This window comes from Paenibacillus sp. FSL W8-0426 (assembly GCF_037969725.1).
Classification (GTDB): Bacteria; Bacillota; Bacilli; order Paenibacillales; family Paenibacillaceae; genus Paenibacillus; species Paenibacillus hubeiensis.
In genome coordinates this window covers 5,723,557-5,737,123 of sequence record NZ_CP150203.1, presented here as the reverse complement: position 1 = coordinate 5,737,123, position 13,567 = coordinate 5,723,557, and the positions used below count along the sequence as shown (strand labels likewise).

23 protein-coding genes are annotated in these 13,567 nt (G+C 49.1%); 22 read left to right on the top strand and 1 reads right to left on the bottom strand.

Going from position 1 to position 13,567, the window contains the following annotated elements:
* The first annotated feature begins 463 nt into the window (after positions 1 to 463).
* From MKY59_RS25865 to MKY59_RS25855, 3 genes are read left to right on the top strand one after another with little or no spacing between them, the layout of a single operon-like run.
* Entirely contained in the window at positions 464 to 700 is a 237-nt protein-coding gene (locus tag MKY59_RS25865) for a hypothetical protein (protein WP_339274503.1), read from the top strand.
* A 16-nt stretch (positions 701 to 716) separates the two neighbouring features.
* Positions 717 to 899: a hypothetical protein gene (locus MKY59_RS25860; RefSeq protein WP_339274502.1), complete on the top strand. Its 183-nt coding sequence runs from the start codon at positions 717 to 719 to the stop codon at positions 897 to 899.
* A gap of 15 nt (positions 900 to 914) precedes the next feature.
* Positions 915 to 1,589, top strand: coding sequence for a hypothetical protein (locus tag MKY59_RS25855; protein WP_339274501.1), 675 nt, complete (start codon positions 915 to 917; stop codon positions 1,587 to 1,589).
* Positions 1,590 to 1,989: 400 nt separating this feature from the next.
* Here the strand turns inward: MKY59_RS25855 and MKY59_RS25850 are convergent, their stop codons facing one another.
* Entirely contained in the window at positions 1,990 to 2,214 is a 225-nt protein-coding gene (locus tag MKY59_RS25850) for a helix-turn-helix transcriptional regulator (protein WP_339274499.1), read from the bottom strand.
* Between the two features lie 194 nt (positions 2,215 to 2,408).
* Here MKY59_RS25850 and MKY59_RS25845 point away from each other — a divergent pair, with 194 nt between their 5' ends.
* From MKY59_RS25845 to MKY59_RS25755, 19 genes are all read left to right on the top strand, one after another.
* Positions 2,409 to 2,696 carry a hypothetical protein gene (locus MKY59_RS25845; RefSeq protein WP_339274498.1) on the top strand — a complete coding sequence of 96 codons (288 nt, stop codon included), beginning with the start codon at positions 2,409 to 2,411 and terminating at the stop codon, positions 2,694 to 2,696.
* Positions 2,697 to 2,826: 130 nt separating this feature from the next.
* Positions 2,827 to 3,039, top strand: a complete 213-nt coding sequence (locus tag MKY59_RS25840) for a hypothetical protein (protein ID WP_339274496.1) — start codon at positions 2,827 to 2,829, stop codon at positions 3,037 to 3,039.
* Complete coding sequence (locus MKY59_RS25835; protein ID WP_339274494.1) at positions 3,040 to 3,399, top strand: hypothetical protein; 360 nt, start codon at positions 3,040 to 3,042, stop codon at positions 3,397 to 3,399.
* A gap of 159 nt (positions 3,400 to 3,558) precedes the next feature.
* On the top strand, positions 3,559 to 3,819 hold the full coding sequence (locus MKY59_RS25830) for a hypothetical protein (protein WP_339274493.1): 261 nt from the start codon (positions 3,559 to 3,561) through the stop codon (positions 3,817 to 3,819).
* Positions 3,820 to 4,631: 812 nt separating this feature from the next.
* Positions 4,632 to 5,063: a helix-turn-helix transcriptional regulator gene (locus tag MKY59_RS25825; RefSeq protein WP_339274492.1), complete on the top strand. Its 432-nt coding sequence runs from the start codon at positions 4,632 to 4,634 to the stop codon at positions 5,061 to 5,063.
* Positions 5,064 to 5,126: 63 nt separating this feature from the next.
* Positions 5,127 to 5,603 carry a hypothetical protein gene (locus MKY59_RS25820; RefSeq protein WP_339274490.1) on the top strand — a complete coding sequence of 159 codons (477 nt, stop codon included), beginning with the start codon at positions 5,127 to 5,129 and terminating at the stop codon, positions 5,601 to 5,603.
* A 293-nt stretch (positions 5,604 to 5,896) separates the two neighbouring features.
* Positions 5,897 to 6,679, top strand: coding sequence for a hypothetical protein (locus MKY59_RS25815; RefSeq protein ID WP_339274487.1), 783 nt, complete (start codon positions 5,897 to 5,899; stop codon positions 6,677 to 6,679).
* 109 nt (positions 6,680 to 6,788) lie between these two features.
* Positions 6,789 to 7,010, top strand: a complete 222-nt coding sequence (locus MKY59_RS25810; RefSeq protein ID WP_339274485.1) for a helix-turn-helix transcriptional regulator — start codon at positions 6,789 to 6,791, stop codon at positions 7,008 to 7,010.
* 127 nt (positions 7,011 to 7,137) lie between these two features.
* Entirely contained in the window at positions 7,138 to 7,428 is a 291-nt protein-coding gene (locus MKY59_RS25805) for a hypothetical protein (protein WP_339274484.1), read from the top strand.
* Positions 7,425 to 7,781: a hypothetical protein gene (locus tag MKY59_RS25800; protein WP_339274483.1), complete on the top strand. Its 357-nt coding sequence runs from the start codon at positions 7,425 to 7,427 to the stop codon at positions 7,779 to 7,781. The genes MKY59_RS25805 and MKY59_RS25800 overlap by 4 nt, the downstream gene beginning before the upstream one ends.
* Positions 7,778 to 8,089 (top strand): cold shock domain-containing protein, encoded by a 312-nt coding sequence (locus MKY59_RS25795; RefSeq protein WP_339274482.1) that lies wholly within the window; start codon positions 7,778 to 7,780, stop codon positions 8,087 to 8,089. The genes MKY59_RS25800 and MKY59_RS25795 overlap by 4 nt, the downstream gene beginning before the upstream one ends.
* A gap of 14 nt (positions 8,090 to 8,103) precedes the next feature.
* Positions 8,104 to 8,802, top strand: a complete 699-nt coding sequence (locus tag MKY59_RS25790; protein WP_339274480.1) for a hypothetical protein — start codon at positions 8,104 to 8,106, stop codon at positions 8,800 to 8,802.
* Between the two features lie 23 nt (positions 8,803 to 8,825).
* Positions 8,826 to 9,479, top strand: a complete 654-nt coding sequence (locus MKY59_RS25785; protein ID WP_339274479.1) for a hypothetical protein — start codon at positions 8,826 to 8,828, stop codon at positions 9,477 to 9,479.
* The gene (locus MKY59_RS25780; RefSeq protein WP_339274477.1) at positions 9,476 to 9,769 is read left to right on the top strand and encodes a hypothetical protein; all 294 of its coding nucleotides are present in this window, start codon (positions 9,476 to 9,478) and stop codon (positions 9,767 to 9,769) included. The genes MKY59_RS25785 and MKY59_RS25780 overlap by 4 nt, the downstream gene beginning before the upstream one ends.
* A 52-nt stretch (positions 9,770 to 9,821) precedes the next feature.
* Positions 9,822 to 10,148, top strand: coding sequence for a hypothetical protein (locus MKY59_RS25775; RefSeq protein ID WP_339274475.1), 327 nt, complete (start codon positions 9,822 to 9,824; stop codon positions 10,146 to 10,148).
* Positions 10,138 to 11,988: a phage tail tape measure protein gene (locus MKY59_RS25770; protein ID WP_339274473.1), complete on the top strand. Its 1,851-nt coding sequence runs from the start codon at positions 10,138 to 10,140 to the stop codon at positions 11,986 to 11,988. Before MKY59_RS25775 ends, MKY59_RS25770 begins: the two co-directional genes overlap by 11 nt.
* Before the next feature lie 16 nt (positions 11,989 to 12,004).
* Positions 12,005 to 12,325, top strand: a complete 321-nt coding sequence (locus MKY59_RS25765; protein ID WP_339274471.1) for a DUF2577 family protein — start codon at positions 12,005 to 12,007, stop codon at positions 12,323 to 12,325.
* Positions 12,326 to 12,419: 94 nt separating this feature from the next.
* Positions 12,420 to 12,809 carry a phBC6A51 family helix-turn-helix protein gene (locus MKY59_RS25760; protein ID WP_339274470.1) on the top strand — a complete coding sequence of 130 codons (390 nt, stop codon included), beginning with the start codon at positions 12,420 to 12,422 and terminating at the stop codon, positions 12,807 to 12,809.
* Positions 12,796 to 13,086 carry a phBC6A51 family helix-turn-helix protein gene (locus tag MKY59_RS25755; RefSeq protein WP_339274469.1) on the top strand — a complete coding sequence of 97 codons (291 nt, stop codon included), beginning with the start codon at positions 12,796 to 12,798 and terminating at the stop codon, positions 13,084 to 13,086. Before MKY59_RS25760 ends, MKY59_RS25755 begins: the two co-directional genes overlap by 14 nt.
* Positions 13,087 to 13,567: the final 481 nt, after the last annotated feature.

Sequence of the window (13,567 nt, the reverse complement as noted above, 5' to 3'; positions counted from 1 at the left end):
TTTGTGATTGACGTAAGGAAGGCCAGCATAGCGAAAATTAAAATACCAAAGTTAAGCATGACGTCAAGGGCTTCATATGTACTAATTAATGTCACCTCCAAACTATTAAACATCTCTTCTACTTCCATTAGATTATAATCTCATGATTCCATTTCGGTAAAATCGGAAAATTAGGGATTTCCTAAAATTAATAAATGGATTATTGTTCCTTTATAGATTAAATGAGGATTACTATATACTACACAATTTAAATTATGTACCTGATAGCCGCTAATAGCTGCTAGAATCCTATAAAGTGCAAAAATGCAGAGCTTCCGTTTTCTCAATTTTGCTCCGTATTTCATACAATTACCGATTATTCTCTGTGAAAAGTATAGAACGTAAAGCTGTTCGTTACATATGAAGGAAAATTGCGCCAATTTGTCGAAGTATCTACGAGTAGAATGAACGACAGGAGGTTTAAATGGGGATTTTTGACTACATACGCTACCGAAATGGCAGGACCGTGACTATTCATTACATTGATACTGGCGAAAAAGCAGCCTTTACAATCGGCCGAGATATAGACAAAGAAGATGTGATAGATCGCATAGATCGTAAGACGGGAGAAATTTACGCGGTAAATTATTACGACACCGATGGCGAAGCCTTAACGCAACTAATCTCACCAGAAGATCGCGAATTTTGGCTACGGTCCTAACTCAGAAAGGATTAATATGAAGAAGAGTGAACGGTTTATGCGTCCGCTAACCTCCGATATCCAACTTTATACCGCGCAAATGGACCTGACGCCTATCGTAGTATTTATTGGCGCGGAGCTCGTTGGTAGCGGTGTGATCGAGGATATTACGGAGATGAGCTTTATGCGCGGAGTCTGTACGTTTAAATATGCGGGGTAAAGGGAGAAGAAACGTTTGATTAATAAAGTGAAAAAATATTTATGGATTACATTTTTGACTTTGGCCAGTTTGTGCCTAGCATGTTTACTTGTTGCGATGATTCCTGTTATTTTTCCGAAGGTCAGCGTAACAGATTGGGATCTTTTGGCTTTTATAGGTTCTATGATAGCTGCCGTAATTACTTATATGGGTATCCGTGCTCCTATACTATCTCAGCGTAAGGATCAGCTAATGACACGTTACTCATCGATCATAAAAGAACTAACTCTCTATTCTAAGAGAACCCGTAGAGTAATCTCTATGACAGAGTTCTATAATACTCTCAAAGAGCACGAAATCACCAAGGAGAGATTACAGGAACAAACCAAGCTGATTAAGGAATATATAGAAAATGTTTCTGATTTATTTGCAGAAATAGTTAACGATGTAGACTTAATAACTTTTGAGGAAATTGAATTGAGGCTTAGAGCGCTGGACGGATTTAACAATCACTACGAGGCTATTGATACGTACATACAAAACTATGATCCTGACAGTGTTTTCGCTTTAGACATAAAAGACTACCTTAACCAGGCAAAAAAACTAGAGTTGTATTTGGATGATTACCGACAACGTCTACTTATAAAGTATAACGAAGTAAAGAACAAGTCAGTTTTCAGATTGACGGATCCATTTAGGAATAATATTTGATACAAATTTAAAGTAAAAGCCGGCATCGGATACTATTTCTGGTCGCGGGCTTTTTGTCTTTTAAAAGGTGTTTACTCAAACATACACCCTTTCACTCAGCAACTTTGAGGAGTCAAATCCCATGATGTCGTGACATCCGCAGATTCCGATACTTGGCGACGTCTCCAACATTTTGCCACGTGGCAAGGTTTAAATACGAAGACGTCTGCGCATTTGACTCGATGTCGAGTCGTTTGTGTTGCGATGTCGCAACGTGTATCCACGTGGATACATCACGTAGAGTTCCCGTCAGATCCCCGTACATATAGCCACGTAAGCCCGTCCGGGTACGTTCCCCTTAACGAAGTCCTAATGCGCTAATCTCACGGTAAATCCACGCAAAAAGAAAGAGCCGCGTTGATTAGCGGCCCTCTCCGGTTTTCTCTATTACAATAAGCTCCGATATGTCGTCGATCTCAAGCGCGTCCGCAATCTTAACCAACGTTTTGAGGTTAATTTGTTCGCGGATGTTCCGTGACATCTCCGAAATAGCCGCTTGTCTGACGTTTGAAAGCTCCGATAGCTGTGTCTGTGTCAGGCCACGCTCGGCCATCACTTCATTAAGGCGGATTCGAATGTTTCTCATATGTACACCTTCCCTTGAACCCCATTATAACGAATATACAGATATACGTAAATAAAGTGTTGACACTATACTAGAAGTCGTATATACTCGGTATCAGATAAACGAATATACGTATAACAGTATAAAAGGTTTCAAAAATCATTACAGCAACATCGTACTGGTCCGCAACAATCCACCGCAAGGAGGTACGCAGCATGCCGAACATTACCGTAGTCACCAAAGGCGTCGATCGCGGCGATCCATTCCGCATGGAGTACGCCGGCACGCTAATAAACGATATCTTCGCGTTATACGTCGATACTACATATAGTCTGGCCGTCCTTGAACGCGTATATTACGACGGAGACGAATACGTCACTACCGGCGGTCCCGGCTCGATTATCTTCGACCTTCCGATATCAGACGCCAGCATCATCGATAACATTCGCGACATGAGCGCGATCGAGCTTCTTTCAAAATTCATCCGAAAAGGGGATACGTAATCATGCAACTCACTATGGATAATTCGCAAACTACGTCTAACAACTTTGAAACGAGCAAGCACGCCCGCCGGTTCCTTAAGCTACTGCGCGCACTTTATTGCATATTGGTCATTACGAAGGAGGTAATCGGATGAGCCGCCGCCCCGTTCACCTTTACCGCTGTATCGCCGTATTCTCGCAGGCTACGCGCATGTTCTACGTTAACAGTATCCGGGAACTCTCCGACGTGGAAGTCCGTTTTCGCGCGGTTGAGAAGGGTGTCAGCAACGCCAATGTTTCGGGGCTTAGCGTGTCGGCGGCCGACATCGTACGTATCGATTTCGAGTATCGCGGGGTGATGTGAGTGAGCGCGCAGATTAACCTTGAGTTAGCTTCGGTTATCCTCGGCCCATTTGACCGTGATCATCAGTATGCGCTCTATGAGGGCTACGTACTCAACGGTCGCCACATCTTCATTCTCGACGAGGGCGAGCTCTGGTTGCGTCAGGTAAATAAGGCTCCGGGCATGGATCACTTGTACCTGGACGGAGACTCAGGCGGTATGGTCATCGCCAGCGCAGTCGAGGGCGCAGACATCCGCGATCTGATAGAAACGATTATTACGGAGCTACGAATGATGGACGGACTGCAATTCCTACTCGACATTTTGCTTTGGACTAAAGACCGCGGAGACCTCAGTCTAAAGCTCGAATTTCTTCGATGAATGCCGCCTGATGAGCGCCTGCCTTAGCGGAGCGGGCCGAAACCTACGGACTATGTCCGGATGGTCGCGGAACTTCCGCAATATTCATGTAACAACGTACTGTAACGGTGAAATAATCAAATTATAGCCGTGCGGGCTTAAAACGCTAGGAGGTTATTCATGGCACAAACGACGGTAGTTCAAATCGGTTATGTACGAGATCATCGCACCGGCAACTTCATCGCGTCACTTGTTAATCCCACTATTAAAAGCAATCTTCGTCGTCAGGAAATCGTCGTTCTGCCTGGCGCATTCTTCCGCATTCTACCCAAAATAGACCGCAGGTCCATCGCGAGCACCGTTAATGTCACGTTGGAACAAGCGGCCGACCTCGGCTTTATTGTGTCAAACTACCCTATTACCGTTGAAGCAATCGCTTAACATTCTATTTGTCCGTACCGTCAGCGCCAACTTTCGGATCGCCATGCGGACGTTTCGTACTTTCCCGACGCCAATCGGGATGCTTAAACGCTGAGTAACGCCAATTGCTCGGTATACTTCGCCGGTTCGCGCCAACGTTCCGGCTTTTCCGTTCGAATATTCTCGCGCCAGATGGCGGCAACCTTCGAGCGCGGTTCACATAGATAAGCTGCGAGGAGAGTGGCGAGTAGCTATCGCGTTTAGGCACGCTCTCCTCCGTTGTTATACCAAGTAATACGAACGTAGGTTCTGTTTGGTTTCGCTTGAAATTAACAGTTCACAAATTAGACACAAACATCAGAAAAAGCGCGCCCAACTCTCCAAAGTAACGTCCTTATATATAGTGGGAGAATTTTTACGAATGTACCCGAGATGCACGTCGATACACGATACTAAAGTATACGGAGTTGTTCGCTACGCACCCGAGATTTTAATCGGCTGTCGGTAAATAAGTAAGCGGAAATGCCCGAGATTCCAAGCGGGCGGCATTTATAAAGTACCGAATATTTTTCGGAGTGTGCCCGAGATTCATGACGGCCGGGAACGAAGTAGTATGACGGAATTTTTGCGGTAGGTGTGTTGAAAGAGATTTAGAGTCGTTAATACAAGAGGATGAATATTTCGTAAAGTGTACGACTCGCAAAATAGCGTCGTCAAATTAAGTAAGGAATAAGTATGTGCGATATGCCCTTGGCCGGCAACAAAGGAGTATAGGATTTCCGCGGATCATTCCGCTTCATATAAAAATCATAACGATAAGGGAGAGATTTACTATGACAAACCAATTTATCACTCGCGAGCAATACATCAAGAAGAACACCAAAGCATGGAGAAAGAGAGGTGCAGCATTCCGCCAGCGTCGCGAACAGATGAGGTTGACCATTTCGAAGGTTGCTATTGGTATCGGAGTAAGTCCTAGCACCATTCACCGTTTTGAACGTGGGTATCCGATTTCGCGTTCGATTTTAATCGAAAAGGCGTACGATATGTTCCTGCAACTTCGAATGCAACTGGTTCGAAATTTGGAGGAGGATACCGCGGAGTTCCTGATTGATCAGGATGCAGACGAAGCCGGCAAAGTTACGATCCTGCGCCGAGAGTTCACGCAAGTGGCGGAGATCAACAGCGGCGACCCCGATTTTAACGCGGCACTTGCGGTAAGTATCTGTGAACAGAATGGAGGGTCGTACGCATTCACGATTTAAGTTAGACATGCGGCATCTGCCCAGGTGGTTGCCACAATCCTCTTCTACGAAAGGAGCACCGCTATGACAATCGACGTATCAAAACCGCTCGCCCACGATGACGGATTTGCGCGCATGCCCAATATCCTTTTCCGGATGTACCCGTTGCTCGACGGGTTCACTCTGGAAACGGTGGGCCTCTACGGGTATTTGTTATCCTGGCGCCAGAACAAGCCCGGCCACGCGATGTTCGGTAAAGTGTGGCTCAATCAGTCAGATGTAACCGCTCAAACTGGTATGTCCGCGTACAAAATACGTACCCATGTCGAGGCTCTCGTTAGGTACGGATTGCTGAACGTTAGCAAGTCGAACATGATCCCCAATAAACACATATACGAGCCGCTCGAACCATTAACCGAGGCTGAATTCCGGGCTGTGTATGCTGAGGAAATACGGGCATTTCGGGAGAGAGTGGAAACGGCAGGCCGCGAGATTGAAGCAGACAGAGAGCGATTGCAGCAAAAACAGACTGGGTTTGATCCGGAATCCAAGGCTTCATAAGGCGGAGGTCAACTCATTTAATCTCTGTTACTTAATGATTTCACCTCTGATGTTAAGCCATTTAACCAGAGAAAGAATAACGAGAAAGAATAACGAGAAAGAGAAATAAAACATACCGAGCATGCTTTCGGGATAGAAGAGCACTATCCCTCACGCGTCGTCACTTCGTTCCTAGCGGATAATTGTTGACGCGCATAAAGGTATGGAGGGGATGGTGAGCGCGGGAAAAACAGAGCAAGAACAAACGATACGCGGAAGTTAAATTACGGAACATCCACAAGGAGGCGGCTCGAATGGTTAAGAAAGCAGACGTACTTAAGAAGATACAGGATTTCGTAATCCAAAATAACGAAGCGCCGACAGCCTGGCGCTCGGAACTGGTCCGGAACCTCACGGATGAACTCGAATCCGAAGGGGTGACGCGCGCACTGTATTGGATGTGGAGAATGCGTCATCCTTCGTTATTGCGGAAGAGTGCGGCGTATCAAACGATCGGTGACATTCTTGCAGACTTCATTATGAACGTTGGGGAGGTCGCAGAAAGGTTGTCGGAGTATCCCGTAAGAGGCGCGGAAAAGAGATATCGTGAGGAGGTACGAAGCAATGAGCGCGAGTTGCTGCTCCGTTATGATCGTTCCGACCATGATTCCGATTATTGTCCGCGTGGAACAATATTTGCCGATTCGATCGCGATGACAAACTCGGTGGAAGACGTCTTGTTCTTCGAGCGTACCGACATGACGGCCGAAGAGTTGACGGAAATGTTAGCATCGACACAACGTGATCCAAGCGATGTAATAGAACAGTATGCAGACGGTAGTCCCTGGAACGCGGAAGAAATTATCAAGCGGAGGACCGCGCAGAACGTAACCAACGCAGTCATGCGCTTAGACATGCGCCGAGTGAAGGTGTGTGAAGTATGTGGAAACGCATTTTACTCGCACAGCGTGCAGCCCAAACGGGTTAAAGTTTGCGACGTTCTACCACATTACAAGTTCAAGCCGCAGTCCGTGTGTCAGGTAGAGCGCGATAGATTGCTTGCTAAAATACGTAAGGCTAAGCGGAAAGCAGCATAGAGTAATCGAACCTTTTTCCAGTATTCATTATAGGCGGTATTATCCCGCCAGTGTGCTTTTTATTTGGGATTAAAGTAATCAAACGAATAACGAAGGGAGGTTTGTATTCATGGATGCACAGGCGGTTAGAGCGATTCGTATCTCACAAAACATGAAGCAGGTTGAGTTCGCAAAAGCATTATCAGTTTCCAAGTCATGCATTGCTGCGGTTGAAAATGGCTATCGTCCGGTTTCTACCAAGCTTCGAATCAAAATCGCGCAGATATTCGGCTTGGATAGCGATGTCTTAACAGCAATCCAACGCGCGAAGGAGTCCGACAAGCTTCTATAGACTTGTGCTGAGCACGTTGTTTTTACGTTGAATTAGGTGTTTGAAACGGCAGGAGTAGGTTTATCTCCCTGCTTCTTTGTCGCGCCTAAAATCAAGCAAATTCTAAGGAAAGCCGAGGGTGAAATGAGTGGGAGAGAAAGTTTATACACGAATTAATCACGTTCGAGAAGATGGGCTGGACACGGTTACCATAACGGCTGGCGACGGATGGATTACGTATACCGCGAAAGAGCCCGTAAATACGGAGGTCGGTGAAGTGGAAAGCGCCGTTCATTCGTTATGGGAAGGATATTTCCATGCTATTGATCATGAACGCCAGTTGGGTGGCTTCCCATTAATTATCCAATCGAATGTGGATGGTGCGATTCCTGCTTTTATCAAAGAGTTTGAGGAACCCCCGAAGGAGGCTGACGAATGAAAGTGACTGTCTACCAGCAAGTGTATGTGTGTGCGGACAAAAGCAAGGCACTCGTTATCCTGGTTGGAGAAGATGGGGGAGTTCTAGACCGGCACTACTTCACCTACGAAGCCTATCCACTAGTGAAAATCGCATGGGAGACTTTCGAAGGTGTAGCGAGGGTTTTGCGACGTTGCTTCAACGCCGATACGATCGACTATCATTGCAACATACTCGGTCATTACCACTTAACAAAGAATGAGCGCGGCTACGTACGAAAGCTAATTGAAAACAGATTGATCGGGAAGAAGTCAGAAACAAAAGTGACGTGGACTGATCCAATCGAGGATAACAACGAGGAGGATGCGGCATGAAGATATGGAGCGGACTACAAGGAGAAGAAATGGAAGCGGTGAACGTACTTATTGGCCCGTCGCTTGGTAAGTCCCGCACGAAGACGACAGAGCCCCAGAAGCCGCAGCACAAGACCGGTGTCGTCCGATACTACAGCGCGGATAAGGGTTACGGATTTATTGAAACCGCCGGTCGCTCGATCTTCTTTCATATCAGCGCTTGTGATGAAATGGACACCGCATATATTCCGGTCGGTGAACGCGTGAGCTACGAAGTCGGTGCGGATAAGTTCGGCAAGCCTTGCGCTATTAACGTTAAATCAAACTAAAAGGAGAAATGAAAATGACAAAATACGTAGAACACATCGCAAAGGCTAAGGACATTGTTTATGGGCCCGGATCACTTGCTCCCGCCCGGGAAATTTTCGACCGGATCAAAGCAGAAATGAAAGAAATCCAGATGGACCGCACATTATCCGGGATCGGCATTGCGGAGAAACAGCGGGAAGCCCAGACGAAAGGCGCGGTGGAGCTCGCAAAGATCATGCGTGCCAACAAGAAGGCGATTGACGCTGAAATGGATGCCGCCGAAAAAATTGCCCGTGCCGATCTATCAAAACCGAATGCCAAACCTGACGATGCCACAATCCGCGAGTTTGATGAGCAATACGGCGCACTCAAAACGGAACTGTTAGTATTCGGGGGCCAACGCGCGGCTACAATGATGCTCGACTTTATGCAAAGTATAACGGACCCGTACCTCGCAAGGACATTGGCGGACGATTTTACTGCGGTAGGCGTCCAACTTCGGGAGAACGGGGGCGACCCGACAAAACTACGCACGGTATACGACATCGTCCGGGCGACGGCGGAAACGGACAGCAAAACGCAGGCGAAACGTGCGCTGCAGGAGATCGAGAATTTACGCAAGATGACACCGATTAATTCGATGGCCTCGCTTGGTTCCTCCGCATTAGGCGAGAGCGCGATTAGAGCGGTAATGGCCGACCATGAAGGATATCTGCGCAGTCACGGCGAGTAAAAACTACTAAAGGAGCCAAACACATGAAAAAATTACCCCCAAAAGTACAAACCGCAATTGAAGCGTACCAAGTGGAGGCCGCGAAGAACAGCGCATTACTAGAAGCTCATCAGACAGCGCTAGATAAACTTAACGAAGAACTAGCAGAAGTTAAGGCGCAACTTGTCGAGGCTGTCGAGGAAACCATCACGGATCCATCCGCGAATAACGTCCAGGTTGAAACGAACTTAAACCGTAGAGTAAAGGAACTTGAATCGGATATCAAAGCAACTCAAGAGCGCGCGGTTGTGGCTCGGTCCGTCCATTCGGGAACGCTCGGTCAGTTAGCGGAGACCGCAATTCATACCGGTCGGGAAGAAGCTCAGCGTTACTACAACGAGAATTGGGATGCGAAGATTAAAGCGATTGAGGAGGCCAAGTATATGTATCTCTCTGCTCTGGTGGACCTGCATGAGCTCCGTAACGAGGCGCACAGCATTTATGGCGCAGCAGTAAACGGCACGAACTCGGAATCGAGGGCAGAGCGATTACCCAAGCCGCAATTCCCAGAATTAGCGCTAAATTGGCGCGGCGGGGAACGCCAGGTACACGGCATTATCGATATAGAGGCTATGCGGGCATACCGTGACGGAAAGATTCGGAGGACTAGCGTAGCGCTTGGGAGGGAGATTGAATGATCAAAGAAAAGATAGCACATAGCCCATTCAGATTTTCAGGTAATTTCAAAGAGACACTAACTTTCAGGTTTCCAAGGACTGCATACTCGTTATATATCAGAAACGATGGGAGCGCGCGCATCAAATTCAGTACAGGAATAGGCGGTAAGCACTTCTTCCATGAGTACTCGTTGCCAGAAGGTGAAAGCTTTGACGAGATCGTTGCTCCATTCGACGAACTGAGAGTCGAGATTGACCGAGATAGTCCCGTTGAGCAGCACATAACGTTTTATGGACATGTACGTAGCTAAAAGCGAGAGCCCTTCGGGGCTCTTTTTCATTTATAAGGGGGAGGAAATCACGATGTTCACGGAACAAGAAAGGCACGACATTAAGGCGGTAGGTGAAACGCTGGGTCTTGTTAGCCAGGTCCTCACGTATACAATGCCGGAGAATTGGCGGTTTAACGCACAGTTTCCGGAGAGGTTCCGCTGTTTTAGGCTGGCCGCCGGCAGATTGGCGCGATCCAAGGACCGCAAGCTTAAGGAGTACGGACGCGCGTTGATTGAATTCGACGTGTGCCTAACGGAGCTCGATCGAGGGTTTACACAGGCTAAAGCGGCCCGGGCCGCAAGGTTAGGAAAACGCGTGGTCGACACGATGCAGGAGGCGAAGGCCCATGTCGTTTGATATAACGGGAACACTCCGGATCATCGATAACGCGACGCGACCGTTGCGCAGTATGACCTCGCAAATTATGAAATTCGGTGTGGCTGCCGGGTCCGTTGCTATCGTAGGCGATTCGCTTAAAAAGGCGATGAACTTCGAGTCACAACTCCAATCGGTCAAGGCGCTGACCGGCGCGACCGATGAGACGATGACGAAAATGCGGGACTTGGCGCTCGAACAAGGCGCCGCCACGAAGTATTCCGCGCTAGAGGCTGCGCAAGGGATCGAGGAACTGCTGAAAGCGGGCATGAGCGAATCGACAATCATGACTGGCGGATTGAACGCGGCGCTTAACCTCGCAACGGCCGGCGGACTGGACCTTGCGGAAGCAGCGGAGACTATGGCGACGTCAATGAACGCGTTTAAGAAGGACGGACTATCTGCGGCTCAAACGGCGGATATTCTCGCGGGTACGGCGAATGCGGCGGCTACTGACGTGCGTAACATCGCGTACGGGATCGCATCTGCGGGCGGCGTTGCGGATATGGCCGGCATCTCATTCCGCGATTTGAATACCGCGATCGGTCTGATGTCGAATGACGGACTGAAAAGCGGATCGGACGCGGGTACCTCGTTCAAATCGATGCTCATGTACTTGCAACCGCAGACCAAAAAGGCGGCTAATCTCTTCGAAGAACTCGGCATCGGCGTAGGCAAGGCGAATAAGTTCTTCAAAGACGGAAGTATCAAAGACCTGGCCGGTATCGCGCAAGTCCTGAACGACACGCTTAAAGATATGAATTCGCAAGATCGCGTAGCCACGTTACTTGATATTTTTGGCACGGATGGGGTACGGGCGGCTACAACGCTATACAAAGCAGGCGCTAAAGGCGTTAAGGAGTTCCACAATGAGATGGCGAAGGTTACCGCGCTCCAAGTTGCCGAGGAGAAGATGAATAGCGCGGCGGGTGCGCTCGAACAGTTCCAAGGCGCGATGGAGACGTTACAGATATCCGCGTTGTCTCCGCTTCTGCCGTATATCAAAGAATTCGCGTTGGGTGCGCAGAAGCTGATTGCGGATTGGACTCCGCAGATTACTGCGGCAGTACAAAATGCGGTAGATACTGCTGCTAATTACATTAAAACGAATTTTATTAATAACCCGGAGTTCACCAATCTGCCTACAATTTCTCAAAAAATAGACTTCGTTTTCGCGAAAGCAAAAGAAGTTTTCGATAAATGGTGGGCTGATGGTGGGGAAGCTCAGATAAGAAGTGGAACAGAGGCCGTAACAAACCTCATGTTAAACGTTTTGGAGGCAGCTGTCCCTCGTATGGCGCAGATTGGCCTTAAACTCGGAGCGACAATTGCGCAGGGCGTACTCGATGGGTTAAGTCCGGTTAAACAGATGGAGGATAAAATCCTCAAAAGTGATTGGATGAATGACGTGTTTGACTGGACCGGCAAAAACCTGCCTACGTGGATGGGCGGCTATGACTCCGCAACCGCTGAGCAAGATGCCGCGAATCGACGCTCGAAGCTGACGGGAGTAGGCGTAGGGGTGACCGCTCCGAGCGCCAAAGACGCGTCGAAATGGGCAATTGATCAAGCGTTAAACAAAGCGATGGGCGACATTTCGATGGGTAAATTTTCGGGCGGCCTGGACTACGTCCCGCGAAGCGGCTACGCGTACGTCCATGAAGGCGAAAGCATTCTGACGTCTGCCGAAACGCGCTCCAATCGGGAGAACAGCGGAAAAACTGCGCCGAATATCACGATCACCGGGAATACGTTCCATGTACGTAGTGACAGCGATATCGAAGCAATTGCCGGCGCGTTAGCTATGAGATTGGCGATGTAAAACGGGAGGCGATACGATGCAATTAATCGAAGGCGGGCCCGTAAGTAAACTACGCGATGTTATCCGCTTGCTCGGCTATAACAAAGACGTCGACATTGAGTTCGGGACGGTCATCGCGCCGTTGCCCGACATCCTCGTCAGACTCGACGATGCTAACTTCGAGCTCGATTCGGAGGATTGCGTCGTCTGCGAGCATTTGCGCGAACACGATCGCGAGGTTACGCTTGGCGGTCAGGACACGACGATAACGTTCAAGGATGCGCTCCGGGTAGGCGATCGAGTGGCTGTCGCTGTGTTCGGCGCAGGACAGGGGTACATGATACTGGACCGGATATAGGCGGGCTTCGGCTCGCTTCTTTCTTCGTGTACCATTTGCATATGAAGGGGTTAATTTTATTATCTTGAGGAGAGAGAAAGGGGAAGGAATGGGTATGAGATCACTCACAGCAGGCCAGCTCACGGCCGTCCAATACTTGTCGCTTCCGAAAGCGGAGCGTCCTACCGTTGACAAAATTGCCGCAGAGGCGGGCGTAAGCCGCTCAACCGTCTACGCGTGGCAGAAAGACCCGGACTTTATCGCCGAACTCAAGGCGCAAATTGTCCGCAATAACGTCGGGGAGCTACCGGAGCTTGTCGGCGCATTAACACGAATGGCGATCGAGGATAAGTCCGCGGCCATGGCGAAGTTGGCGCTGCAGGTCCACGGAATGCTTACGGACAAAGTCGAGGTACAGACGCAAACCTCCGCGCAAAATGCCGACCTCGGTGCGTTAAGATCGCGTATCGAAGCAGTAAAGGCGCGCCAGCATGAGAAGGAGTAAACGCAGAGGGCGTCCGGTTGCCGGGCTTGATGAGCGTCACCGCCAGGCAATTGCGCTGCTTGCGGAAGGGCGGCTACGCTACGGAGAGATCGCGGACAGGGTAGGCGTAGACCGGCGCACACTACACCGCTGGCGCAAACGCAAGGACTTCGAAAGGGAACTGCGTAAGGTTCTAGCGCGGATGGAACGGGAATGGCGGAGGACATCACGCGAACGAAGCCGTCTGAGATCATCGGAGGATATGACGTGGTTCTTTAGCGCGGTAGGCGAGTTGTAAACTTACGTATAAATACCGAATTGGCCGTGTCATCGTGGTTAAACGCTACGGTGGCGCGGCTTTTCTGCGTTTATAGGTGGGACTATTAATGTCCCATTATCGGACGAATGGCGCGTTTCACCTGCACGGACCGTCTGGCGGACGGCCTTCCGGAAACTCACGGGGTTAGGCGGCAGAATAACGCGTTTCAGGCGGAGAATAAGCGGCGAATATGCGGAATAGTGCAAACGAAGGGCGACGGGTGATGTGCGGTAGAGGCGCAAGTCCAGTGTTGACGCGGGTTTACACGGTTGGCGTGGGGATTGAGAATCACAAATCCGCAATCCTGTGTGCGTGTAGATTTATGCGCAGGATGGCTGCTTTAGCGGGGGATTCCGTGACCCCAAGGCCCAGTTCGCCGGGCCCTGGATCAGGTACCCGAAATATCCGCGCAGCAAAATAAACTCGTGGGGTTTGCGTTGACTTGTCCGCTCATATTAGG

Bases quoted from the DNA above. Each gene is read 5' to 3' on its own strand.
- MKY59_RS25845 (WP_339274498.1), top strand. From the start codon at position 2,409: ATGCCGAACATTACCGTAGTCACCAAAGGCGTCGATCGCGGCGATCCA.
- MKY59_RS25795 (WP_339274482.1), top strand. From the start codon at position 7,778: ATGAAGATATGGAGCGGACTACAAGGAGAAGAAATGGAAGCGGTGAAC.
- MKY59_RS25825 (WP_339274492.1), top strand. From the start codon at position 4,632: ATGACAAACCAATTTATCACTCGCGAGCAATACATCAAGAAGAACACC.
- MKY59_RS25775 (WP_339274475.1), top strand. From the start codon at position 9,822: ATGTTCACGGAACAAGAAAGGCACGACATTAAGGCGGTAGGTGAAACG.
- MKY59_RS25780 (WP_339274477.1), top strand. From the start codon at position 9,476: ATGATCAAAGAAAAGATAGCACATAGCCCATTCAGATTTTCAGGTAAT.
- MKY59_RS25770 (WP_339274473.1), top strand. From the start codon at position 10,138: ATGTCGTTTGATATAACGGGAACACTCCGGATCATCGATAACGCGACG.
- MKY59_RS25850 (WP_339274499.1), bottom strand. From the start codon at position 2,214: ATGAGAAACATTCGAATCCGCCTTAATGAAGTGATGGCCGAGCGTGGC.
- MKY59_RS25755 (WP_339274469.1), top strand. From the start codon at position 12,796: ATGAGAAGGAGTAAACGCAGAGGGCGTCCGGTTGCCGGGCTTGATGAG.
- MKY59_RS25865 (WP_339274503.1), top strand. From the start codon at position 464: ATGGGGATTTTTGACTACATACGCTACCGAAATGGCAGGACCGTGACT.
- MKY59_RS25760 (WP_339274470.1), top strand. From the start codon at position 12,420: ATGAGATCACTCACAGCAGGCCAGCTCACGGCCGTCCAATACTTGTCG.
- MKY59_RS25790 (WP_339274480.1), top strand. From the start codon at position 8,104: ATGACAAAATACGTAGAACACATCGCAAAGGCTAAGGACATTGTTTAT.
- MKY59_RS25785 (WP_339274479.1), top strand. From the start codon at position 8,826: ATGAAAAAATTACCCCCAAAAGTACAAACCGCAATTGAAGCGTACCAA.
- MKY59_RS25810 (WP_339274485.1), top strand. From the start codon at position 6,789: ATGGATGCACAGGCGGTTAGAGCGATTCGTATCTCACAAAACATGAAG.
- MKY59_RS25830 (WP_339274493.1), top strand. From the start codon at position 3,559: ATGGCACAAACGACGGTAGTTCAAATCGGTTATGTACGAGATCATCGC.
- MKY59_RS25800 (WP_339274483.1), top strand. From the start codon at position 7,425: ATGAAAGTGACTGTCTACCAGCAAGTGTATGTGTGTGCGGACAAAAGC.
- MKY59_RS25860 (WP_339274502.1), top strand. From the start codon at position 717: ATGAAGAAGAGTGAACGGTTTATGCGTCCGCTAACCTCCGATATCCAA.
- MKY59_RS25820 (WP_339274490.1), top strand. From the start codon at position 5,127: ATGACAATCGACGTATCAAAACCGCTCGCCCACGATGACGGATTTGCG.
- MKY59_RS25840 (WP_339274496.1), top strand. From the start codon at position 2,827: ATGAGCCGCCGCCCCGTTCACCTTTACCGCTGTATCGCCGTATTCTCG.
- MKY59_RS25815 (WP_339274487.1), top strand. From the start codon at position 5,897: ATGGTTAAGAAAGCAGACGTACTTAAGAAGATACAGGATTTCGTAATC.
- MKY59_RS25765 (WP_339274471.1), top strand. From the start codon at position 12,005: ATGCAATTAATCGAAGGCGGGCCCGTAAGTAAACTACGCGATGTTATC.